Here is a 22,273-nt window from a genome sequence, read left to right on the forward strand (position 1 = left end):
TTTCGCAGGGGGTCTGTCAGATTGAGCAGAATTTGAACAGCGTTTTCACGCACGTGTTTGCGGCCAAGGGTGAGCCTCACGCAGGGCCTGCAGCAATTCGCGAACCCGTGCAGGCATATTGCCTGCGGGGTACACCGCATGCATCTGTGGGTCATGGCCGCTGCTGGAGGTCAGGTGGTACTCCGGGCAAATCTTTACCAGGCGACCAGCCTGCACATGTGGCTCGGCCAGCCAGTCGGCCAATCGCGCGATACCCGCGCCAGCCAATGTACTTTGCAAGACGGCGATGCCCGAACCCAGCCGTAACCGTGGCTGTGGGCGCAGGCTGGTGATCTGGCCGTCGCGGCAGAAATGCCAGGCCTTGAGGATGCGCGGGGCGGTGTGCAGGATCAGCGCGTGCCGCTCCAGTTCGTCCAGCGTTGTGGGTGTGCCTGCGCACGCCAGATAGCGTGGGCTGGCATAGAGGTAGCGACGATAAGCCCACAGTGGGTAGCCGATCAGCTCACTGGACTGTGGAAAAGCCCCGCGGATGACGAAGTCGAACTTGCCCTGCAACGGGTCGAGTGCCTGGTCGTCGAACTGTACGTCGAGGGTCACTTTCGGGTGGCACTGGGAGAAATCGGCCAGCACCGTGGGCAGTACATGCTGGGCCAGCACCTCAGGGGCGGCCAGGCGGATCCAGCCTCGTGCAGAGCCGGTCAGTGCCGCGAGCTCGTCGGCGGCATCCCGTTGCACATCCAGCAAGCGCTCGGCGTGGGGCAGCAGCCGCTCACCGGCTTCGGTCAGGCTGACGGCACTGGCACTGCGATTGAACAGCTTGGCCCCGGTATTGTCCTCGAGCGCCTGTACCGCACGGGTCACGGCGCTGGGTGAACGCCCCAGCGAACGGGCGGCGCTGATGAAACTGCGCTTGTGCGCAACGCTGACGAAGGCTTGTATCTCTCGCAACATGTCCAGGGCCATGGGCTTTACTCGTTGCAGTTTTTGCAATGTGGCATTTCAACACAAGCGCGATGCTTTGATTAGTCTGGTTGCCTGTTTTTCGCTACTTGGACGTTCAACATGATGGATATTGCCCTGCTTTCACTGTTCGCCTTCGCCGCCGGCTTGGTCGATGCCGCCGTGGGAGGTGGCGGGCTGATCCAGATCCCGGCGCTGTTCAACGTGTTGCCGAACGCACAACCTGCCGCGTTGCTGGGCAGCAACAAGCTGGCCTCGGTGTGCGGCACAAGCTTTGCCGCACGCTCGTTCATTCGCAAGGTGAAGTTGGACTGGGGGCTGATCGTGCCTGCGGCGTTGAGTGCCTTCGTCATGTCGTTCTTCGGCGCGGCCACGGTATCGCTGGTACCGGCGAGCGTGATGCGGCCGATGGTGCTGGTGCTGATCGTGGTGATGGCGGTCTACACCTTCTGCAAGAAGGATTTCGGCACCCTGCACAAGCCCACCGTGATTGGCCGCAAGGAACAATGCCTGGCGGTGCTGATCGGTGGCGCCATCGGTTTTTACGACGGGCTGTTCGGCCCGGGCACCGGCAGCTTCCTGATCTTCTTGTTCATCCGCTTCTTCGCTCTGGACTTCCTGCATGCCTCGGCGTCGGCCAAGTTGGTCAATATCGCCACCAACTTGGCCGCGCTGGTGTTCTTCATCCCTTCCGGCAACGTGCTGTGGGCCATCGCCCTACCCATGGCGGTATTCAACATCCTTGGCGCGCTGACGGGAACCTGGCTGGCAGTGCGCAAGGGGGCGGGCTTTGTGCGGGGGTTGTTCCTGATCCTGCTCTGCGTGCTGATTGCCAAGCTGAGCTGGGACCTGCTGGCCATTTGACTCAGACCAGCTGGCGTAGCGTCTCGGCTTGCTCGATGCGATTGCGGCCATGCGCTTTTGCCCGGTACAGGGCCAGGTCGGCCTGGGCCAGCAGTTCGTCGAGGCTGGAGGATGGATGTTCGGTGGAGCAGCCCGCCATGCCGATGCTGACGGTGATCTGCAAGCGTTGATCGGCTTGGCTGATGTGCAGCTCCTGTACCGTGCGGCGCAGGCGTTCGGCGCTGAACCTGGCCTGTTCGGGCGTAAGCCCAGGCATGACGATGGCGAACTCTTCACCCCCCAGGCGGGCGAACAGTTCGCCTTCATGCAACTGATCTTGCAGGGCCAGGGAGAATTGACTCAGCACCTGATCGCCAAGTGCGTGGCCATGGCGATCGTTGATCGTCTTGAAGTGGTCGATGTCGAGCATCATCAAGGTTAGCGGCATCGGCTGGGCGTCTTGCATACGGCTCTGCAGCAAGGTGTTGGCACGCTGGATGAAGGCGCTGCGGGTGAGGGCGCCGGTCAGGTGATCGATGGATGCCTGGTGTGCCAGGCGGGCCACCAGGTTGCGGTTGGCGCTGCTCACACAGGCCAGTACCAGCGGGCCTAGCACCAGCATGGCGATGCCCAGCCGCGCCGACATCAATGCGGTGACCCCAGGTTCGCTCTGCGGCACGCTGAAATGCATGAGGTTCTGCGCCACGGCGACGATCAGCGTACTACCGGCGGTCAGCGCCAGCAGCGAAACCAGGAACGGCGTGTAGCTCAACGCACACCACAGCAGTGCGGCGATGGGGAAGGCGATGGCGCCGGGGCCGCCGAAGGCGATGCTCAGGGCGAGGGAGGCCAGCAGCACCAGCAACGGCGCGACAGGGATTGACTGGCTGCCGCTGCGTGTCAGGGCGCGCGGCGAGGGCGCGGTGAGCAGCACCGGCAATACCAGCACGCTGGTGGATAACTGCTCGCTGAACCAGGCCAGCCAGGTGGCGCGCAAGGATTGCTCGAACCACGGAGTGGCCATCACGCAGGCCAGGCTGGCGGCCACCGCGGCACCGGCGGCGCAGGCACCGAACAGGCAAAGCGTGCCGTGTGGTGTTCGCAGGCGACGGTGCTGGCGTGGCAGGCGTGAGACCAGGTACCAGACGGTGGCGATGGCGCCCAGGTTGCACAGGTTGAACCACAGGGCCGGTTGCCAGGCTGTACCGCAGGCCAGGTCGGCGATGACCATGGCCAGGTAGATCAGGCCGAAACCTGCCGGCGTGGAGTGGCGTGGGTTGCGTAGCAACACGCCAGCGAGCACTGCATTGACCGGCCAGAACAGTGAAAGGGACTCGATCGGCCGGGCCAGGATGCCGCCCAGGGTCAGTGCCAAGGTGAGTCCGAACAGGATCAGGGCTGGCAGCAGGCGCGAAGTGACTGGAGACACCATAGGCTCGACCGGCAAGCGAGGACGGAATCCAGGAAAGCGGCTGTAGGCACCTGGGATGATGTTGTGTCAGTGTCTTTCAAGTCGCCAATTGATGTCAATTCACGAAAAAACGTGGGGATATTGCCAGGGACTACAAGTCGAACACCCAGGGAACCATCAGTACGGTCACCAGCATGACCAGCAGCGTGAAGGGCACGCCAACCTTGACGAAGTCGGCGAAGCGATATTGGCCGGGGCCGAGCACCAGTGTATTGACCGGCGACGAGACCGGCGTCATGAACGCCGCCGATGCGGCCAGGGCTACGGTCATGGCAAAGGGGTAGGGCGACATGCCCAGTTGCTGGGCAGTGCTGATCGCCACCGGGGCCATCAGCACAGCGGTGGCGGTATTGGAGATGAACAGGCCGATCAGCGCGGTGAGGGCGAACAGGCAGCCGAGGATCACGCCAGGGCCGGCGCCACCGAGCAGACCAACCAGCGCCCCGACCGCCAGGTCGATGCCGCCGGTCTTCTGCAGAGCCAAGGCGAAGGGCAGCATGCCAACGATCAGCACCAGGCTCTGCCAGTGAATGGCGCGGTAGGCGCTGTTCATGTCGATGCAGCGGCCGGCCCCCATCAGCAGGCAGCCGATCAGCGCGGCGATGACGTTGGGTACCAGGCCGCTGACCATCAGCCCGACCATCACCGCCAGGCTGATCAACGCGTAGGGCGCGCGGGCGCGTGCCGGCGCCACCTGGTCGATCTCGGCGGGCAGGCTGAGCACCAGGAAGTCGCGTGGCTTGCCTTGCAGTTGGCGTACCGCTTTCCAGGGGCCGATCACCAGCAGGGTGTCGCCCAGGCGCAGCTTTTCTTCCACCAGTTGCCCTTCGATGGCCACTTGGTCGCGGCGCAGGCCGACCACGTTGAGGTCGTAGCGGGTGCGGAAGGCCACGTCGAGAATGGTCTTGCCGATCAGTTGCGAGCCGGGCGGCAGCGAGATCTCGGCCATGCCCACTTCCTGGGACTGGTCGATGAAGTAAGCCGCCTTGAAGTGCAGCGGCTCGAGCAGCATGCCCTGGCATAGGCTGCGCAGGTCGTCGCGGTTGGCGAACAGGTCGAGCAGCAGGATGTCGCCTCGCTGCAGCAGTGTGCCGGAGTCGGCGGGGATCACCCGGGTGGTGAATTTGTGCTGGCGTTCGATCCCCACCACATTGGCGCCGTGACGGGTGCGCAGTTCCAGTTCGCCCAGGGTGTGGCCAATCAGCGGCGAGTGCGGGCGGATGCGCAGACGCCGCTCGCGACCACTGAGCTTGTAGTCCAGGACCAGGTCGAGCAGGGTGCGACGGGTCTCCACCCTACCATCCTTTCGCACCTCACCGTTGAGCCAGTGGCGAGTCAGCAGCATGTAGCCGATGCCCAGCACCAGCACCACCAGGCCGAAGGGGGTAAAGCTGAAGAAGTTGAAACCCTGTTCGCCGTGGCGTACCAGTTCACTGTGCACCACCACGTTCGGAGGCGTGGCCACGAGGCTGAGCATGCCGCTGATCAGGCCGGCGAAACTCAGGGGCATCATCAGGCGGCTGGGCGAGAGCTGCAGGCGCGCGGCGATGCTCAGCACCACCGGGATGAAAATGGCGACCACGCCGGTCGAACTCATCACCGAGCCAAGACCTGCCACCGCGAGCATCAGCAGCACCAATAGGCCGGTTTCGCTATTGCCTGCGCGCTCGCTCATCCACTCACCGATGCGGTAGGCGATGCCCGTGCGAACCAGGCCTTCACCGATCACGAACAATGCGGCAATCAGTACCACGTTGGGGTCGCTGAAACCGGCCAGTGCCTGTTCCACGGTAAGGATGCCAGACAGTGGGAGCGCGAGTATCACCAGCAGGGCGACCACATCCATGCGCGGGCGGTTGATGATGAACAGAAAGACGACAACGGCGAGCAGGCCTAGGACCCAGAGCAGCTCATGGTTCATGGGGGGAGGGGGTTCCTTCACACGAGGGCACGAACGGTAATGGCACCAGTGTGGCAGCTTGGCGTGAAGGTGGTGTTGACGTGTTGCAGTATTTTGCCGGGGAACGGAGCGTGGGTTTGAAAGCGATGTGTCTCTTATGGGGACGGACTAGGCACGAACTCGGTGCCATTCATCGCGTCGACCACGGAACAAACTTGATCCTTTGTCCAAGAGCGGCTTCAGCCGCGATCTCCCGCGTCACGGTGCCTGTATCGCGGCCAAAGCTGCTCCTACCCACGGGCTCGGCGCCCCGGTCCTGTATCAGTGACGGTGCTTGTGCTTGCGGTTGTTGTCGCCCATGTGGTTGCCGATGGCACCACCGGCCGCACCACCCAGACCTGCACCAATGGTCGAGCCATTGGAGCCACCCAGCTTGCCGCCGATCAGCGAGCCGCCGGCGGAGCCCAGGCCGCCACCAATGGCCGCCTCGGTGCGGTTGCCCTTGCGTGCACCCACCGCGCTGCCGGCGGCGCCGCCCAGGCCGGCACCTATCGCAGCGCCGGTGCTGCCACCGATCTGTTTTCCGACGACGTTACCCAGTGCGCCGCCCAGGCCACCACCAATAGCTGCGGTACCGTCACCGGCGAAAGCGCCTTGGCACAGCAGCAGGCCGAGGGCGAGAGAAGGCAGAGTCAGACGCATGTTATGAACCTCAGGGGGAGTCATCAGGGAATTTGCCGCACGGTCAGCGGCGAGTCAGGGATGCAAAGACGTTTCAGCGGTAGTAGCGGTCACGGTACTGGTGGTCATCGTCATCGCGGTCACCCCTGTCATGGCGATGGTGGTGCCGGTGCTCACGGTCACGCCAGCCGTCATCGTCATCGTGGTAATGATGGCTGTAGCAGCCCCCAAGCAGCAGGAAGGCGGCAATCAGCGAGGCACTTGCGAGGCGCGAAGTCATGAAGTAGGTCCTTGATCCGAATAGGTTTACCGGATACGCGATCAGACCTGGGATGATTCATTTGGTTCTTTGACGCACAAAATTTTGTTGTGACGTATTCATGTGGATCGTAAAGATGGAGGGCTCACTCTTCAGGCCTGCACGATGCTAGAGTCGCCTTCTTTTTTGTCCCGAGGATGGAACATGCGAGCGATTCTGCCGATCACCGTGGCGCTGCTGCTGGCGGGCTGTGCGTCATCTACCATGGAGGCGGCGCGCACTGGCACGCCGACCGCGCGGCTGGATTCGCACAAGACCCCGGACGTGGTCGCCCAATGCATCCAGTTCAGCTGGCAGGAAGAGTCGTCGTTTGGTGTCGATGCCAGCGGCTATCTGGAGGCGCGCAAGCAGGGCGGGTTTACGGTATATACCCGTGAAGCGGAATCGTTCGTCGATGTCTATGCACAGGCGGGTGGGACGCGGGTGGACTACTACGCCCAGCAGGATGATGGCATGGCATTGCGCCGGCGGGCCGCGGCCGCGACCTGCCTGTAATGATGGGCAAGGCCAGCCCCCACTTCCATGGGAGATTGTTGCCCGGCCTACTGTAGTAGCGGCTTCAGCCGCGATGAAGGCACCGCGGTGTCGGGCACTGGTTTCGCGGGTGAGTGGTTGTAAGGCGATTCACCGGCGGCTAACGTGGCGTCACGCCATCAAGCCAAGGAAGGACCGCATGAGCCGTTCACTTGAACTCAACCGCGCCAGCTGGGACGAACGAGCCCCGCTGCACGCCGCGTCAAAGGACTATGAGGTCGAGCGTTTCGTCAGCCACCCAGGGTATCTCTCCGAAGTGGTACGTTTCGACCTGCCTCGGTTGGGCGACATCCGTGGCTTGCGCGCGGTGCATCTGCAATGCCATATCGGTACCGATACCTTGTCACTGGCTCGTCTGGGTGCCCAGGTCAGTGGGCTGGATTTTTCAGAGGCCTCATTGCACCAGGCGCGGCAACTCGCCGAGCGCGCCGGGGCACGCATCGACTACGTACAAGCGGAGGTCTACCGGGCGGCCGAAGTGCTGCAGGCGGGCAGTTTCGACCTGGTCTACACCGGTATCGGCGCCCTGTGCTGGCTTCCCAGCATCGAGCGCTGGGCACGCACCGTGGCGGCGTTGTTGAAGCCTGGCGGGCAACTGTTCCTGCGTGATGGCCATCCGATGCTGATGGCCGTCAACGAAGACTATCAGGATCGCCTGCAACTGGATTACCCGTACTTCGAGCGGGAAGCACCGACGATCTGGCACAGCGACCAGACCTACGTCGACACCGACCAGGCCCTGACCCATACCGAAACCCATGAGTGGAATCACGGCCTGGGCGAGGTCATCAGCGCCTTGTTGGCCAACGGCCTGCGGATAGTCGGCCTGGAAGAACACCAGAGCATCCCTTGGGAGGCTTTGCCCGGGCAGATGGCGCTCGGAGCCGACGGCGAATGGCGCCTGTGCGAAGCACCCTGGCGCCTGCCGCTGAGTTACACGCTGCAGGCGCTCAAGGCCTGAACATCAGGACAGGAAGCCACCGTCGACATTGAGTGCGGTACCGGTGGTGTAGCTTGACGCGTCGCTGGCCAGGTACAGCACCGCGCCGGCCATCTCGCTCGGGTCGGCCACGCGTTTGAGCGGGATCTGCTGCAAGGCGGCATTGCGGATGCTGTCGTTCTTGACCAGCGCCGAGGCGAACTTGGTGTCGGTCAGGCCCGGCAGCAAAGCGTTGCAGCGGATGCCGAACTGCGCGCACTCCTTGGCGAAGACCTTGGTCATGTTGATCACCGCGGCCTTGGTCACCGAATAGATACCTTGGAACAGCCCTGGCGAGACACCGTTGATCGACGCGACATTGATGATGCTGCCGCCCCCATGCTCGCGCATCAGTTTGCCGGCTTCGACCGACATGAAGAAGTAGCCGCGAATGTTTACATCGACGGTCTTCTGGAACGCGCCCAGGTCGGTGTCCAGCACATTGCAGAACTGCGGGTTGGTGGCCGCATTGTTGACCAGGATGTCCAGGCGCCCGAATTGCTCGCGGATGCCGGCGAACACCTGCCGGATCTGTTCCATCTCACCGATGTGGCAAGCCACTGCGGTGGCCTTGCCGCCCGCGGCGATGATCGCCTCGGCCACCTGCTGGCAGCCTTCGAGCTTGCGGCTCGAGACGATCACATGGGCACCCTGCTGGGCCAGCAGATGGGCGATGGCCTCGCCGATGCCACGGCTGGCGCCGGAGACGAAGGCAATCTTGCCGTCGAGGTCGAACAGGTGGGTCTTGGACATGCCGGGATTCCTTGTTGTCTGCCGGTGTTACAGGCTGGATTTGTCGATCAGTTGCAGGCTCATGTGCTCCAGCAGCCGGTTCATGTGGATGAACTGGGCGAAGCGCTTATCCTGGGTCTGGCCGTGGAAGAAGCGGTAGTAGATCTGCTGAACGATGCCGGCCAGGCGGAACAGGCCATAGCAGTAATAGAAGTCGAAGTTGTCGATGCGGATGCCGGCGCGCTCGGCGTAGTAATCGACGAACTGCCGGCGGGTAAGCATGCCGGGTGCGTTGCTGGGCTGGCGGCGCATCAATTGCACGGGGGCCGGGTCGCTTGCCTCGATCCAGTAAGCGAGGCTGTTGCCCAGGTCCATCAACGGGTCGCCGATAGTGGCCATTTCCCAGTCCAGCACACCGATGATGCGCATGGGGTTGTCGCTGTCGAGGATGACATTGTCGAAGCGGTAGTCGTTGTGCACGATGCCAGGGCGAGGGTGGTCGGCGGGCATTTTCTCACGCAGCCAGGCGATTACTTTCTCCCAGCGTGGCGCGTCGGGGGTCAGCGCCTTTTCGTAGCGGCTGGCCCAGCCCTCGATCTGGCGACGTACATAGCCTTCCGGCTTGCCCAGGTCGGCCAGGCCGCAGGCGGTGTAGTCCACCTGGTGCAGTTCGACCAGGCGATCAATGAAGCTCTTGCACAGGGCTTCGGTGCGGGTGGCGTCGAGGTCGAGTTCAGCGGGAATGTCCGAGCGCAGAATGATGCCCTTGACCCGCTCCATCACATAGAACTCGCCGCCGATCAGCGCTTCGTCGGTGCAGTGCGCATAGGCTTTCGGGCAGTAGGGGAAGCCTTCGTTGAGCTGGTTGAGGATGCGAAACTCGCGGCCCATGTCGTGGGCCGACTTGGCCTTGTGGCCGAACGGCGGGCGACGCAGGACGAACTCCTTGCCCGGGTAGGCCACCAGGTAGGTGAGGTTGGAGGCGCCGCCAGGGAACTGGCTGATCGTCGGTATACCTTCCAGGCCTGGAATGTGATCCTTGAGGTACGGATCGATGACGACGGCATCGAGTTCTTCGCCGGGGCGGACCTGGGTGGACTGGTCGGTGAGCGTCATGCGATTTCCTTATGATCGGTAGCAAGGACTATTGGTTAATCTAATTTCCTGAAGCAGTTGGTACAAGCGTGCCAGGCCGTTATAGGCCAGGTTGTTGCACGACGATCAATGGCCCTGATGGCCCGATCATTTTCGTGCGCAAAAAAAAACCGAAGCGCGTCGGCTTCGGTTTTTTCTTTTACGATACGCCCTGGCGATCAGGCCGGGAACAGCTCGCTGAGCTTCATCGACAGCATCATGTCGCCTTCGACGCGCAGCTTGCCGCCCATGAAGGCCTGCATGCCGTCGGTTTCACCGCTGACGATGCCCTTCAGCGTCTCGCTGTCCAGTACCAGGGTGCAGTTGGCGTCGGCGTTCTCGCCTTCCTGGATCTCGCAGGTGCCATCCTTGACGAGCAGTGCGTAGTGCTTGTCTTCATCGGTGATGTTGAAGCCGAACACCAGGTCCAGGCCGGCGGCCGCTGCAGGGTTGAATTTTGCCTTCATCGCCTCGACGGCTTTAGCTACATCGCTCATGGTGTATTCCTTGTTAAGTGATATTCGCGTCCGCAGGGACACAACAGACCGGGCTCATCGATAGGTGATGAGCTCCGGCGCCCGCAACAGCTGCACATGGGCTTGGCTGTTGAAGGAAGCCAGTGCCACGTCGCGGCCTCGGAATTTCAGGTGGCTGAGCGACGTGTTGATGATCTGCCAGTTCAGGTTGAAGGCCTGCGCCGGCGTGACTCCGGTAACCAGGTGGAGCAGGGCGGCAATGGTGCCGCCCGAGGTGAACAGGGCAATGTTGTCGCCACTGGCGGCGCTTGCAAGCAAACGACGAAGGCCGTCGCCGACCCGGTCCATGAAGGCCTGCCAGGTTTCCAGATGGTCAACGTGGTTGTACTCGCCGTCATGCCAGCGCTGTACCATCAGCGCGAACAGGCGCTGGAACTCGCTGCGATGCTGCGTGCCATTACGCAGGATGTGCAGCGCCTCGGGTTCGTCGGGCAACAGTCCCGGGAGCAGGGCGCGGATGACGCCGTCGGCGTCGAACTCGTTGAAGGCGGCATCGGTTTCTACGGCCGGTACCGGGCTACCGCTTTGCTGCAGTGCCTGGAGTGCCAGCCGGGCTGTGTCCTGCTGGCGACGCAAGGTGCCAGCGACGCAGCGATCCAGACGCAGCCCCAGCTGGGCGAGGTGCTCACCTAGGGCTTGGCTCTGGCGCTCACCCACGGGCGAGAGGACGTCGTAGTCGTCGGCACCGAAGGAGGCTTGGCCATGTCGGATCAGGTAGAGGTTGCCCACGAGGTAGTCCGGCCCGGTTGGAGGTTGCTGCGAGGTTAGGATGCCCTAGGCAGGCTGTCAACGAAAAAACATACAAGCGTTTGAAAAGGTCGTTTGAACTGTGTTGCCAGCGTTTTCCCTAGCTGGCAGCCGCTCATGCGCACCGGTATGCTTGCAAGCATTTCGCGCCCCTCGTGGCGCTGGTCTATCAAGGAGTCAATGTGGAGTTTCTTGCCGAATACGCAAGCTTTCTCGCCAAAACCGCCACGCTGGTGATCGCCATGCTGGTCGTACTGTCGGCCATCGCCGGGCTGCGCGGCAAGGGTAAGCGCAAGCCGGGCGGGCAGTTGCAGGTCACTCGTCTCAACGAGTTCTACAAGGAACTGCGCGAGCGCCTGGAGTCGGGCCTGCTCGACAAGGCCCAGCTCAAGGCCCTGCGCAAGCAGCAGGCCAAGGCGGAAAAACAGCAGAAGAAAAAGCCCGAGGACAAGCGCCGGGTGTTCGTTCTCGATTTCGATGGCGACATCAAGGCATCGGCCACCGAGAGCCTGCGCAATGAAATCACCGCGTTGCTCACCCTGGCTACCCCGCAGGATGAAGTGGTGTTGCGTCTCGAGAGTGGCGGTGGACTGGTGCACAGTTATGGCTTGGCAGCCTCGCAGTTGGCGCGCATCCGTGAGGCCGGTATTCCGTTGACCATCTGCATCGACAAGGTGGCGGCCAGCGGCGGTTACATGATGGCCTGCATCGGCGAGAAGATCGTCAGCGCCCCCTTCGCGGTGCTGGGCTCGATCGGTGTGGTGGCGCAGATGCCCAACGTCAACCGCCTGCTGAAAAAGCACGACATCGATTTCGAGGTGCTCACGGCGGGTGAGTACAAGCGCACCCTGACCGTATTCGGCGAAAACACCGACAAGGGGCGAGAGAAATTCCAGGAAGACCTAGACATCACTCACCAACTGTTCAAGGACTTCGTTGCCCGCTACCGCCCACAGTTGCATATCGACGAAGTGGCCACTGGTGAAGTGTGGCTGGGTATCGCCGCGTTGAATCGCCAGTTGGTTGACGAGTTGGGCACCAGTGACGAGTACCTGAGCCAGCGTGCCCGCGAGGCCAACCTGTTCCACTTGCGCTTTGCGGAGCGCAAGACCTTGCAGGAGCGCATTGGTGTAGCGGCCAGTGGCGCGGTGGAGAATACTCTGGTCGGTTTGTGGAGCAAACTCGGGCGTTTGCGCTAACACCTTGAACCCCTTGAAGATTTTTTTCATAAAGGGGGTTGCAAGGGGAATCGAATGCCGACATAATGGCGTCCATCGAAACGCAGCTGACTTGAAAAAGCCCAGCGGTTTCAAGGGGATAGCGAAAGCTTACTCCGACTTTGAGGCCGAGTAGCAAAGTGGTTATGCTCCGGATTGCAAATCCGTCTACGCCGGTTCGATTCCGACCTCGGCCTCCACCATTCGAAAGCCCCGCAATCATTGAGGTTGCGGGGCTTTTTTCATGCCTGCGGATTGTCCATGGACGCCCGGTTTGGGACAAATATGGGACACCGAAGGAAATTGCGTGCCCCACAAGCCCCCGGCAGAATCCGCAGCATGGCTACTTTTGAGCAGCGCCCAGGCGGCGCATGGCGGGCAAAGATCCGCCGTAAGGGATACCCCGCACTCTCCGCAACTTTCGACACCAAGGCCGAGGCCCAACGATGGGCGGCTGAGATCGAGGGCGACATGTCGCGGGCACGCTTCGTCGACATGCGCGAGGCTGAGCGAACCACTCTGTCCGAAGCCCTCGACCGGTATGCCCGCGAGGTCAGCTCAACGAAGAAGGGCGCCAAGCAGGAACTGACCAGGATCAACAAGTGGAAGAAGCATGCGTTCGCCGGCAAAAGCCTGGCCGCGCTGAGATCCAGTGATTTTGCGTTGTACAGGGATGATGAGCTCAAGGAGGGAAGGTCCACAGCCACGGTCCGGCTGGACCTGGCGATCATCAGCCACCTGTATACGGTGGCGATCAAGGACTGGGGTATTGAGGGGCTGAGCAACCCGGTAATGAAACTGCGCATGCCCAAGGGGGCAAAGGAGCGGGATCGGCGGCCGCTCAGTTTCGAACTGGCCAGCGTGATCGAGAAGGCGGGGGAGATTCATGCCGAAATGCCGGCGATTATCCAGCTCGCGGTCGAGACGGCCATGCGCCGCAGCGAGTTGCTGTGGCTGCGCCGCGAGAGCGTGAAGGCCAAGCATGTGTTGCTCGAGGATACGAAGAATGGCAGCCGTCGGCTTGTGCCGCTGTCCTCCAGGGCCAGGGCGCTGCTCGACGGCTTGCCGGTTCGGTTGGATGGGAAGATCTTCTCGTTGTCGCCGCATTCGGTGAGCCAGTACTTCCACCGGGCGTGCAAAGCGGCCCTGGTCCGCGACCTGCACTTCCATGACCTTCGCCATGAGGGCACGTCCAGGCTGTTCGAGAAGGGGTTGTCGATCATGGAGGTGGCCACCAGCTGACTTTTGTTCGCCACGTGCAAATCAAAGAACTTGCGTCGGGCGTGGGACATGAGTGATGAAGAGCGCTGGCGAATACGACAAGAATTGGCGGTGCCGATCCTCAAAAAACTGCATGACTGGATGTTGGCTCAGCGAGACCTGGTGCCCAATGGATCAGCCACGGCCAAAGCCTTCGATTACAGCCTGAAACGCTGGGTAGCGCTGACGCGCTACCTGGATGATGGGGCTGTGCCCATCGACAACAACCAGGTCGAAAACCAGATACGGCCATGGGCACTCGGGCGCTCGAACTGGTTATTTGCGGGATCCCTGCGCAGCGGTAAGCGGGCTGCAGCAATCATGAGTTTGATCCAGTCGGCGCGCATGAATGGGCATGATCCGTATGCCTATCTCAAAGATGTGCTGACGCGGCTGCCGACCCAACGGGCCAGTGAGATCGGACAGTTGCTGCCGCATCAGTGGGTGCCGGCATGACTTACGCAAGGTGAGTTCGCCGGACGCTTACAGTCGACGGGCTTGGGGTAGAGGTACACTTTTTCGACTTTGGCGTCGGGTCGCATCATGGTCGGCGAGCTCCAGAAAGAAATCGGGAGCACAGCATCGGGGATCAGGTAAGCGCTTTGAATGTGGGGTTCATGGAGCGCTTACACTCGAACTCGCCTTCACACACGTCGTAGGCCATCGTCTTGTCGCCGTAGTAGGCTCGCCCAATGTAAAAACCCGCAGGTTCAAATCTGCGGGTTTTTACATTGGGCGTGGAGCGGGGGCCGTATAAACCGGCTCGTATGAATTACTCTTGTATCTTGTGGAGGCTCTGGACTATTGACTCGGACGCCAGGAGTGAACCATCAATAGACAGGTGGACGGCATCGGAGTACAGGATCTCACCTTTAAGGGCGGCGCTGCAGACTCCATCTTTGCATAGGTGATCAGCTGGATCTACATAGTAAGTGTTGGGGTGAGCGGCTGAAAACTCTTTTAACTTGCTGTTAAATGCGTGTGAATAGGACAGGTCAACCGGATATTCAAGGGCATTCTGACAACCCTGATAGACGAATTGAGGTCTTAACAGGCAAGAGGCCGCAGAGTTTTCCATCGAGAAGTAAGGCTGAGTGCCAACGATGAGCAAAGGCCTATTGCCGATGTCAGCGCGTAGTCGTTCGAGCATATCAATGATTACGCGGTTGTACTCCGCATCGTTCGACGTATTGATGCGTTCGCCCTGGGCATTGGCAATCATACCCTTGTAACCCTCCCAGCTCTGCGCGAAGACAAAGGGCAGGTTATTGTTGTCAAGTTTAGCCATGGCGCTGCGGTAAGCATCCCGGCAGTCCTGCCTCGGCACATTATTGAGAAGGCGCGTGTACTCACCCGACAGCAAGCAACCATGCTGGAACACGCCGAGGACTTTCTCGCCTGTCGCCTTGAGGTGCTTGTCCAGGCCGCTGGCGTACTGCAGCGCAAAACTGTCGCCGGCAACGATGGCGATGAGCTTGCCGCCCGCGTCTCCTATCGTTGTATCCAGCGCAAAACCGGTCCCGCCGTAATGGGTAGCATGGAAATTCGCCGGGTCGTCGGCGAACACCAGATAGTCCGCAGGCACCCTGTCTTTCATCCCGTTGCCTATGACGACCATATGCGCGAGGTAGGCGAGCGCGGCCACGCTGGAGGTGACTGTAATCAAACCTACTGGTTTCACCCAGAGGTCTTTGCGCATAAAGACCGTTTCTACCAGACGGTACATCAGGTAGCCCAAGAGGATGGATGCGACGAGCAGCCCAGTTTTTTCTGGCCAGCTGATAGGGCGGAAGACGTAGTATTTGTAGAAGACGGCAAGTGGCCAATGGACAAGGTAAACGGAGTATGAAATCAGGCCCAGCTTCACCAGTGGCCAGGTCCGCAAGATGCTGGCTGTCGATGACCTGCCAGCATAGATGCAGGCCGCGGCACCGAGGCATGGCACCAGCGCGCGAACGCCTGGGAAAGGAGAGCCCGGATCAAGCAATAGCGCCGATGCCACAATGGCAAGCATACCGATAAGCGCAAGGCTGGATTCAACTTTTGCACCAAGCCGATGGTGGCTGATGAAGACCAGTAGCGCCCCGATCGACAACTCGAACACACGGAAGGGCATCATGAAATAGGCCGCAGAGGAGTCGTGGTCAAGTATGACCTGGGAGGCAGCCAAGGAGAGCAGCGTGAGTATTACCAGTAAACCGATAAGAAAACGGTCAGATAGTTTCAGGGCACCCCATACAACAAATGGCCACGCGACATAGAACTGCCACTCGGCGCCGAGAGACCAAGTGTGAAGCAGGGGCTGGGTTTGTGCCGAGGCATCGAAATACCCCTGGTTCAGCCAGAAGTAAAAATTGGACGCGGAAAGCAACGAGTACTTTGATGACTCCGCCAGGGCCTTGAACGCAGCCGGGTCCATGATCAGATACCCGAACAGCAATGAAAGCAGTACGGTGACAATGAGTGCGGGGTGCAAGCGCAGCAAGCGCCTGACATAGAAGTCGATGAAGGAAAAGCGCTCATTCTTGATGGCGTTACGAATGACTTCGGTAATCAGATAACCCGAAATCACGAAGAAAACGTCAACACCGATGAAACCACCGCTTACCCCAAGTTCGAAGTGAAACAGCAGTACAAGGAATACTGCCAGGGCGCGCAGCCCGTCTATGTCTGGTCTGTACGCCAGCTTGTTGCCTTTCATTATCGGTTTCCCTTTCTGGGCCGTCTTTCAAGGCGCGAATGATACCGTTTGCTCGCCATCAGCGGGCTTCTTTTTGACTGCTGGAAAAGGAAGATGATGGGCGCCCATCCGTCGCTGCCCCTTGAGGGGCGGCGGACGCCATTAATGCGGCGACCCCTTCAGGGGAGTGATCAGGTCGCTTCCTTGGTTTCTGGCGTTTCCCACCACAGGGCTCACCCGGTACCATTGAAAACTTCGGCTGGCTCACCAGACACGAGCACCATCTGTTCGGCCTGCGCTGCAGATGTTGTAGTGGCGAGCCACTCGCGGGCCAATGCCGGGGCTAGCATTACGGGCCGTCGGTCATGCACATCGACCATTCCGCCTTGGGCGTTGGCAGTGATGATCACGAAGCCATCATGTTCAGTGCCGGTGAATTGGCCGATCGATGCGCATAGGGCAGGGCGCCCATCTCGGCGCTTGATGAAATAAGGCTGTTTTCCCGGGCCGCTTTCATCAACCCATTCGAACCAGCCGTCCACCGGGGTGATTGCACGATAGGGCTAGATCGCCCGAAAGAATGGGCCATGTGCGACTTTTTCAGCCCTGGCGTTGATCGGCGGGACGCGGTCTGTCGCCCAGTGAGGTCGCCACCCCCATTTGACCCAATCCGCACGGGGCCGGTGTGTTCGAGCCGAATCACGACGACCGGCATCGAAGGGGCAATGTTGTAGCGCTGTAGCGGCTGATCACCGACCGTGTTGTGCCAGGCACCTTCCATGTTCAGGGTGTCGGCGAACTCATGCAGACCTCGATACTGTGAAAGTCTTCCGCACATGGGGTGAACCTCCGCCCCCTGAGCATAGTTGCCGGCAAGTAGATCAGTCTGTGGCCCGTAGATATCGATATAAAAAAGAAAACCCGCCAAAGGGGCGGGTTGAATAGAACGTATTAAAGCCAGGCCAGTGTGCCGCCACGAATGTCAGCATTTCGTGAAAACCTGCGAGTGAGGGGGCCACTAACCGTTACTGAATTTTTCATTGGTTCGGTGTCTTGCCATTGCACACTGGCGGATAAATGGATAATGGCCAATTGCGCAGTCATGCAGAAAAAAGCCCGCCAACGAGGGCGGGCAAGAACGTTTCTGAAGGGAGAGCCACTAACCTGCGTCATGCCGGTTAAGGCAGGGTTAAGTGTGCAGAGGATTGACCCGGTACTGCGGTCGGCTTATACAGGCGTGCTGTTTTACCGGAGGCTGCAATGCACGAAGATGACGATTTGCCCGAACCTGAGCACGACCACCTGCTCGACCCTGAATTCCACGATGACTTCGACCCCGAGGCCGACGCCCATGGTGCGCTGGACGAAGTGGAGGAGGACGAAGAGCTGCTGGATGACTTCGACGATGAGGAAGACCATCCAGCCTGGCATGACGACTACGACGATTGACGCCGCTGTCACCCTGAACGGCCAGCTCAGCGCCGATCGAGTGAGAATCGGCCAGGGCCGCTGACTGCAAGTACGAGCAGGCCACCAATGATGCTCAGGTTCTTCAGGAACTGGGTCATGTTGGCGCTACGCTCAGGGTCGACCATGTTCCAGAAGGGGTGGCCGAGCAGTGCGGTGCCAAGTACGAACAAGGCGAGCAACAGGGCCAGCGGCCGGGTGTAAAACCCCAGGATCAACAGGATACCGACCAGCAATTCCATGATCACCGCGATCGTCGCGGCAAGCATGGGGGCGGGTGCGCCCAGTGACGTCATATAGGCGACCGTGCCTTCGAAGCCGGTGAGCTTGCTCCATCCCGAGAGTACGAACAGGATCATCAGCAGGAGGCGGGCGAGGAGCAGGATGAGATCGCGTTGACCGTCTAGCAGTGTGTAGCGCATGGCGGCGTTCCAGTGGCCGGGGACATCCTCCACTGTAGCAGGCGGGCGCTTGTTGGACGGGTATGAAAAAGGCGCCGCAAGGGCGCCTTCATCGAAAGAGGATGGTGCGAGTGGCGGGACTCGAACCCGCAAGGCTCACGCCGACAGATTTTAAGTCTGCTGTGTATACCAATTCCACCACACTCGCACGTTTGACCGCCGCGCTTCATAAGCAGAAGGGCCTGACAATCAAGGGCGCTTTATAACCCATTGTTATAGAAGCGTCAACCGGCGGGAGATTCAGGCTTCGATGCTGTTGGCGATGTGGCGCATCTCGCAGGCTGTGTCACGTAGGCCTTCGACATGCCCGCCCATGGCCTGTGCATCGGCCTTATGAACGGAGTCGCGCAGGAACAGGGCGTGCCCACTCAACGCCTCGCACAGTTCGTCCAGTTCCGTGGCAGTGCGCATAAGGTCGTCCTGCAGGCCTTGCATGCGAAGGTTCGAAATCATGTCGCTTCCTTGTGGGTTCGAGGCGGGCCCAACTATAGATCAATTGACAGAATGCTACCATTACGCCACCTTCTGCGCATTGGATCCAATAGAGTGCGCTGTCATGCCTTCGTCTCCTTCCGACCCCGGTACTGTGCCGGGGCGCATCGTGCGTCCGCGACTGTTCTGGCGCCTGCTGTTCATTCAGGTCTGTCTGCTGGCGGCTTTTCTGTATGCGGGCCTGATGTGTCTGGGCGGTTACCTGGTGATGCTGGCGATCGACGAACAGCACCCCGATCCACAGCGGTTCCTTGCCCTGTGCGGCGGTGCGCTGATTCTCCTGGTGGGCTTGTGGCTGTTGAAGGTGGCGATGCCACGGCGCCTGGTACCTTCGATGTTCGAGCGCGAGAGTTGACGATCGTCGCATGAGGCCCTGTGCCCGCTGGACTTTTGACTACGCTCAATATGTCCTTTCGCGGTGCTTGTGGAGCTCGCATGGTGTCAGCGCAGCAGCCCGGCCAATCCAGCATGCCTGAAGCGCGCTATGAACAGCTGGTTCAGGCGGTGGTCGACTATGCCATCTACATGCTCGACCCTTCGGGCCATGTGGTGTCGTGGAATGCAGGGGCCCAGCGGATCAAGGGCTACCGTGCGGATGAGGTGATCGGCAAGCATTTTTCCCTGTTCTTCACACTTCAGGATTGCGCTGATGGGCGCCCTGAGCGTTTGCTGCACCAGGCGTTGGAGCAGGGTGGGGCGCAGGACGAAGGCTGGCGAGTGCGCAAGGACGGCACACAGTTCTGGGCACTGGCCGCGCTGGACGTCATCCGCGACGACCAGGGGAAAGTCATCGGCCTGGCCAAGGTGACTCGGGATATCACTGACCGCCGCGAATCGGCCCTGCAACTGGACGCTATGCGCGCGCAACTGTTCCAGGCGCAGAAGCTTGAGGCGCTTGGGCAGTTGACCGGAGGGTTGGCCCACGACTTCAACAATTTGCTGACCATCATCCTCAGTTCCGCGCGCTTGGCGCTGAACAACCGGGACCCGGCCCGTACCCGACGTCTGCTCGAGCATATCCTCGACGCCGGGCAACGGGGTACGCAATTGACCCAGCAGTTGCTCAGCTTCGCCCGCCATCGCCAACTCAGCGTGACCTGCATCGCGCCTGCCGAGGTGGTGGAGGCGACGCGTGGTCTCTTGGAGCATGCCTTACCGCGGGGCATCGAGTTGCATGAGCAGGTTGAGGCTGGGCTGCCAGAGATCGAGGTGGATGCGGGGCAGTTGCAGATGGTGCTTCTCAACCTGATGTTCAATGCCCGAGACGCGATCCAGGGTGCCGGAAAGATTCGCCTGGTGGTCGAATGTGTCCAGCTGGCCGGCGAGGTGGAAGACCTGCGGGGACGCTTCGTGCGCTTCGCCATACATGACGATGGCCAGGGTATCGATTCGAACGTGCTGCCGCGGATATTCGAGCCTTTCTTCACTACCAAGGCCTTTGGCAAGGGCACGGGCCTCGGGCTCAGCCAGGTCTATGGTTTCGCCAAGCAAAGCAATGGTGCGATCAGCGTGGCCAGCCGACCAGGCGAGGGGACCTGCATGAGCCTCTACTTGCCGGCCAGCCCGGCGGCCAACGATCTTGAACCGCAAAGGTAGACAGCCATGGTAGAACAACTCAAGCGCCTGCCCACAGGTATTGCTGGGCTCGACGCCTTGCTCAAGGGCGGGTTGGTGGCCGGCGCCTCGTACATCGTCCAGGGCCATCCGGGCTCGGGCAAGACCATCCTGGCCAACCAACTCGCCTGCAATCATGTGCGCGACGGTGGGCGGGTGCTGGTGGCCACCTTGCTCAGCGAGTCCCATGAGCGGTTGTTCCAGTATCTGTCGACGCTGGCCTTCTTCGACTCTTCCCAAGTGGGTGACGCCATTCAGTTCGTCAGTGCCTTCGATACGTTGGAACAGGACGGCCTGGACGCGGTGGTGCGTTTGTTGCGTCAGGAGATCGCCCGGCAGCAGGCCAGTCTCCTGATCGTCGATGGCCTGCTCAATGCCCGTTCGCGAGCGGAGACCAGCCTGGACACCAAGAAATTCGTTTCCGAATTGCAGGGGCATGCTGCATTCGCCGGCTGCACCGTGTTGCTGCTGACCAGTGCGCGCCTGGAGGAGGGCAGCCCCGAACACACCATGGTCGACGGCGTGATTGAGCTTGGTGAGCGCTTGGTCGGCAGCACTGCCGTGCGCCATGTCCAACTGCGCAAGACGCGTGGCAGCGGGGCATTGTCCGGACGTCATGAGTGCCTGATCGACGAGGATGGCTTGCAGATCTACCCGAGGCTGGAAGCGCTCTACAGCCGTCCCGGCGGGGAAGGTGGGCGTACCGTGAACAAGGTGACCACAGGCGTCCCTGACCTGGACACGATGCTTGGCGGTGGCCTTGCCGAAGGCTCCGTAAGCCTGCTGATGGGGCCATCCGGTGTCGGCAAGACAGCCCTGGGGGTCGCCTTCCTCGCCGCATCAAGCAAGGAATCGCCTGGGCTGCATTTCGGGTTTTACGAAACACCAGTGCGTCTGCGCTTGAAGGCTGCGGCGCTGGGCTATGAATTGGCTGGACTGGAGCGCGACGAAGCGGTGCGGTTGAGCTGGCAACCGACAACCGAAGGGCTGCTCGACCAGCTCGGTGAGCGTTTGCTGCGGCAAACCCGAGAGATGGGCGCGCGGCGCGTGGTGATAGACAGCCTTGGCGCCTTTGGGCGCCTGGCGCTGGACCCGGCACGCCTGAATGCTTTTTTCCGTGCCTTGACCGGCGAACTGCGATCACGTGATATCACCGTACTGCTGACTTGGGAGATGCGCGACATCTTCGGTTCGGAGATCACCGCCCCGGCCCCGGACCTGTCGAGCATCGTCGATAACCTGATACTGTTGCGCTTCGCCGAGCTAGAAGCCCGCCTGCACCGCGTATTGTCGATTGTCAAGGTGCGCGACAGCGAGCATGAGCCGGCCCTGCAGGCGCTGCACCTCGGGCCCCATGGCATCAGCCTGGGGCAGGTGTTCGACGGTGCCAGCGGTGTGCTCAGTGGTACGGCGGTCCCTCAGGGAGATCGCTGATGATAGCGCGATGAATACCATCTTGATCGTCGATGACGAATACCTGATCGCCAATATCCTGGGCTTTGCCCTGGAAGACGAAGGCTTTCTGGTGGAAAAGGCCAGCAACGGGAGTAAGGCCTTGGATGCATTGAGGGAGAAACGCGTAGACCTGGTAATCACCGACTACATGATGCCAGTGCGCAATGGCCTGGAACTGGCGCGAGCTATCCGCGAGGAACTGCAACTGCCGGACCTGCCGGTGATTCTCATGAGCGGCGCCCAAGCCAGCCAGGGGCGCGATTGCCCGGAGCTGTTCGCGGCGGTGTTCGACAAGCCATTCGACATGGACAGGATGATCGCCAAGGTGCGCGAACTGCTGGGCACCTGAGGCTCAGGGTGGCTCCCCCGCGTGGGCGGGCAGTCGATCAGACGCGTCCGTGCGGCTTGTAACCTGGTGTTGTCAGTGGTGCTCGTTGTCTTTCTCCGGGGCTGGGCTACCCGCCTGGATACGCTTGAAAATCTCTTCACGGTGCACCTGGACGTCCTTGGGTGCATCAATGCCGATCCTCACTTGCATCCCCTTGACGCCCAGAATGGTGACTTTGATGTCATCGTTGATGATGATGCTTTCGCCAACCTTGCGGGTGAGTATCAGCATGTAGTTCTCCTTGGTGGTGTAGAAAACCGCGGGGCCTATGCCCAACGGGTGGGAGCTTGTCCCTCTTCCTTCTCATTAAAGACGCTTTCGGCGGATAGTAATTCCCTGGCGGACAAATTCTGTTGCCAGTCTTCAGGTGAAGATGCCGCTGAAAATGACAAAGCCAGCATCG

Annotated in this window: 22 protein-coding genes, 2 tRNA genes and 3 pseudogenes; 12 read left to right on the forward strand and 15 right to left on the reverse strand. The window is 60.8% G+C overall.

Annotation, left to right across the window (positions count from 1 at the left end; genetic code table 11):
- Window positions 1-45: 45 nt before the first annotated feature.
- Window positions 46-963, reverse strand: coding sequence for a LysR family transcriptional regulator (locus tag IM733_RS04430; RefSeq protein ID WP_248919715.1), 918 nt, complete (start codon window positions 961-963; stop codon window positions 46-48).
- A gap of 99 nt (window positions 964-1,062) precedes the next feature.
- On the opposite strand from IM733_RS04430, the gene IM733_RS04435 reads away from it, so the two are divergent.
- Entirely contained in the window at window positions 1,063-1,824 is a 762-nt protein-coding gene (locus IM733_RS04435; RefSeq protein WP_248919716.1) for a sulfite exporter TauE/SafE family protein, read from the forward strand.
- Between the two features lies 1 nt (window position 1,825).
- Here IM733_RS04435 and IM733_RS04440 read toward each other — a convergent pair whose 3' ends face one another.
- The 4 genes from IM733_RS04440 to IM733_RS04455 form a co-directional block, all read right to left on the reverse strand.
- The gene (locus IM733_RS04440) at window positions 1,826-3,250 is read right to left on the reverse strand and encodes a GGDEF domain-containing protein (RefSeq protein ID WP_248919717.1); all 1,425 of its coding nucleotides are present in this window, start codon (window positions 3,248-3,250) and stop codon (window positions 1,826-1,828) included.
- Window positions 3,251-3,365: 115 nt separating this feature from the next.
- Window positions 3,366-5,195 (reverse strand): SLC13 family permease, encoded by a 1,830-nt coding sequence (locus IM733_RS04445; RefSeq protein WP_248919718.1) that lies wholly within the window; start codon window positions 5,193-5,195, stop codon window positions 3,366-3,368.
- A gap of 300 nt (window positions 5,196-5,495) precedes the next feature.
- Window positions 5,496-5,876: a glycine zipper domain-containing protein gene (locus tag IM733_RS04450; protein WP_050706284.1), complete on the reverse strand. Its 381-nt coding sequence runs from the start codon at window positions 5,874-5,876 to the stop codon at window positions 5,496-5,498.
- A gap of 73 nt (window positions 5,877-5,949) precedes the next feature.
- Window positions 5,950-6,135 (reverse strand): hypothetical protein, encoded by a 186-nt coding sequence (locus tag IM733_RS04455; protein WP_248919719.1) that lies wholly within the window; start codon window positions 6,133-6,135, stop codon window positions 5,950-5,952.
- A gap of 183 nt (window positions 6,136-6,318) precedes the next feature.
- Here IM733_RS04455 and IM733_RS04460 point away from each other — a divergent pair, with 183 nt between their 5' ends.
- Window positions 6,319-6,669: a hypothetical protein gene (locus IM733_RS04460; protein WP_248919720.1), complete on the forward strand. Its 351-nt coding sequence runs from the start codon at window positions 6,319-6,321 to the stop codon at window positions 6,667-6,669.
- A 178-nt stretch (window positions 6,670-6,847) separates the two neighbouring features.
- Window positions 6,848-7,669 (forward strand): class I SAM-dependent methyltransferase, encoded by an 822-nt coding sequence (locus IM733_RS04465; RefSeq protein WP_248919721.1) that lies wholly within the window; start codon window positions 6,848-6,850, stop codon window positions 7,667-7,669.
- Between the two features lie 3 nt (window positions 7,670-7,672).
- On the opposite strand, the gene IM733_RS04470 is transcribed toward IM733_RS04465, so the two are convergent.
- From IM733_RS04470 to IM733_RS04485, 4 genes are all read right to left on the reverse strand, one after another.
- Window positions 7,673-8,440, reverse strand: a complete 768-nt coding sequence (locus IM733_RS04470) for an SDR family oxidoreductase (RefSeq protein WP_248919722.1) — start codon at window positions 8,438-8,440, stop codon at window positions 7,673-7,675.
- A gap of 27 nt (window positions 8,441-8,467) precedes the next feature.
- On the reverse strand, window positions 8,468-9,535 hold the full coding sequence (locus IM733_RS04475; protein WP_248919723.1) for a phosphotransferase family protein: 1,068 nt from the start codon (window positions 9,533-9,535) through the stop codon (window positions 8,468-8,470).
- A gap of 197 nt (window positions 9,536-9,732) precedes the next feature.
- Window positions 9,733-10,050: an SCP2 sterol-binding domain-containing protein gene (locus IM733_RS04480; protein WP_110995549.1), complete on the reverse strand. Its 318-nt coding sequence runs from the start codon at window positions 10,048-10,050 to the stop codon at window positions 9,733-9,735.
- 54 nt (window positions 10,051-10,104) lie between these two features.
- A complete protein-coding gene (locus tag IM733_RS04485) occupies window positions 10,105-10,818 on the reverse strand; it encodes a histidine phosphatase family protein (RefSeq protein ID WP_248919724.1) in 714 nt (237 codons plus the stop codon).
- A gap of 200 nt (window positions 10,819-11,018) precedes the next feature.
- On the opposite strand from IM733_RS04485, the gene sohB reads away from it, so the two are divergent.
- From sohB to IM733_RS04505, 4 genes and pseudogenes are all read left to right on the forward strand, one after another.
- Window positions 11,019-12,035 (forward strand): protease SohB, encoded by a 1,017-nt coding sequence (gene sohB / locus IM733_RS04490; RefSeq protein WP_248919725.1) that lies wholly within the window; start codon window positions 11,019-11,021, stop codon window positions 12,033-12,035.
- 144 nt (window positions 12,036-12,179) lie between these two features.
- Window positions 12,180-12,253: transfer RNA gene (locus IM733_RS04495), tRNA-Cys, on the forward strand.
- A 139-nt stretch (window positions 12,254-12,392) separates the two neighbouring features.
- A pseudogene (locus IM733_RS04500) lies at window positions 12,393-13,289 on the forward strand (tyrosine-type recombinase/integrase); the annotation flags it as partial.
- 39 nt (window positions 13,290-13,328) lie between these two features.
- Window positions 13,329-13,769 (forward strand): annotated as a pseudogene (locus IM733_RS04505) (IS66 family transposase); the annotation flags it as partial.
- Between the two features lie 316 nt (window positions 13,770-14,085).
- Here IM733_RS04505 and IM733_RS04510 read toward each other — a convergent pair.
- Window positions 14,086-16,014, reverse strand: a complete 1,929-nt coding sequence (locus IM733_RS04510) for an acyltransferase family protein (RefSeq protein ID WP_248919727.1) — start codon at window positions 16,012-16,014, stop codon at window positions 14,086-14,088.
- Window positions 16,015-16,155: 141 nt separating this feature from the next.
- Window positions 16,156-16,831 (reverse strand): annotated as a pseudogene (locus IM733_RS04515) (SOS response-associated peptidase).
- 422 nt (window positions 16,832-17,253) lie between these two features.
- On the opposite strand from IM733_RS04515, the gene IM733_RS04520 reads away from it, so the two are divergent.
- A complete protein-coding gene (locus IM733_RS04520; protein WP_248919728.1) occupies window positions 17,254-17,442 on the forward strand; it encodes a hypothetical protein in 189 nt (62 codons plus the stop codon).
- A gap of 26 nt (window positions 17,443-17,468) precedes the next feature.
- Here the strand turns inward: IM733_RS04520 and IM733_RS04525 are convergent, their stop codons facing one another.
- The 3 genes from IM733_RS04525 to IM733_RS04535 form a co-directional block, all read right to left on the reverse strand.
- The gene (locus tag IM733_RS04525; RefSeq protein ID WP_248919729.1) at window positions 17,469-17,882 is read right to left on the reverse strand and encodes a DoxX family protein; all 414 of its coding nucleotides are present in this window, start codon (window positions 17,880-17,882) and stop codon (window positions 17,469-17,471) included.
- Between the two features lie 102 nt (window positions 17,883-17,984).
- A tRNA-Leu gene (locus tag IM733_RS04530) sits at window positions 17,985-18,069 on the reverse strand.
- Window positions 18,070-18,161: 92 nt separating this feature from the next.
- Complete coding sequence (locus tag IM733_RS04535; RefSeq protein WP_248919730.1) at window positions 18,162-18,374, reverse strand: hypothetical protein; 213 nt, start codon at window positions 18,372-18,374, stop codon at window positions 18,162-18,164.
- A gap of 103 nt (window positions 18,375-18,477) precedes the next feature.
- Here IM733_RS04535 and IM733_RS04540 point away from each other — a divergent pair, with 103 nt between their 5' ends.
- The 4 genes from IM733_RS04540 (at window position 18,478) to IM733_RS04555 (ending at window position 21,831) form a co-directional block, all read left to right on the forward strand.
- Window positions 18,478-18,768 (forward strand): hypothetical protein, encoded by a 291-nt coding sequence (locus tag IM733_RS04540; RefSeq protein WP_248919731.1) that lies wholly within the window; start codon window positions 18,478-18,480, stop codon window positions 18,766-18,768.
- Between the two features lie 80 nt (window positions 18,769-18,848).
- Window positions 18,849-20,009 (forward strand): two-component system sensor histidine kinase NtrB, encoded by a 1,161-nt coding sequence (locus IM733_RS04545; RefSeq protein ID WP_432760392.1) that lies wholly within the window; start codon window positions 18,849-18,851, stop codon window positions 20,007-20,009.
- Window positions 20,010-20,015: 6 nt separating this feature from the next.
- On the forward strand, window positions 20,016-21,461 hold the full coding sequence (locus IM733_RS04550) for an ATPase domain-containing protein (protein WP_248919732.1): 1,446 nt from the start codon (window positions 20,016-20,018) through the stop codon (window positions 21,459-21,461).
- Window positions 21,462-21,471: 10 nt separating this feature from the next.
- Window positions 21,472-21,831 carry a response regulator gene (locus IM733_RS04555; protein ID WP_248919733.1) on the forward strand — a complete coding sequence of 120 codons (360 nt, stop codon included), beginning with the start codon at window positions 21,472-21,474 and terminating at the stop codon, window positions 21,829-21,831.
- Between the two features lie 72 nt (window positions 21,832-21,903).
- Here the strand turns inward: IM733_RS04555 and csrA are convergent, their stop codons facing one another.
- Window positions 21,904-22,101, reverse strand: coding sequence for a carbon storage regulator CsrA (gene csrA / locus IM733_RS04560; protein WP_248919734.1), 198 nt, complete (start codon window positions 22,099-22,101; stop codon window positions 21,904-21,906).
- Between the last annotated feature and the right edge of the window lie 172 nt (window positions 22,102-22,273).

The sequence above is a fragment of the Pseudomonas entomophila genome, assembly GCF_023277925.1.
Lineage (GTDB): Bacteria > Pseudomonadota > Gammaproteobacteria > Pseudomonadales > Pseudomonadaceae > Aquipseudomonas > Aquipseudomonas entomophila_D.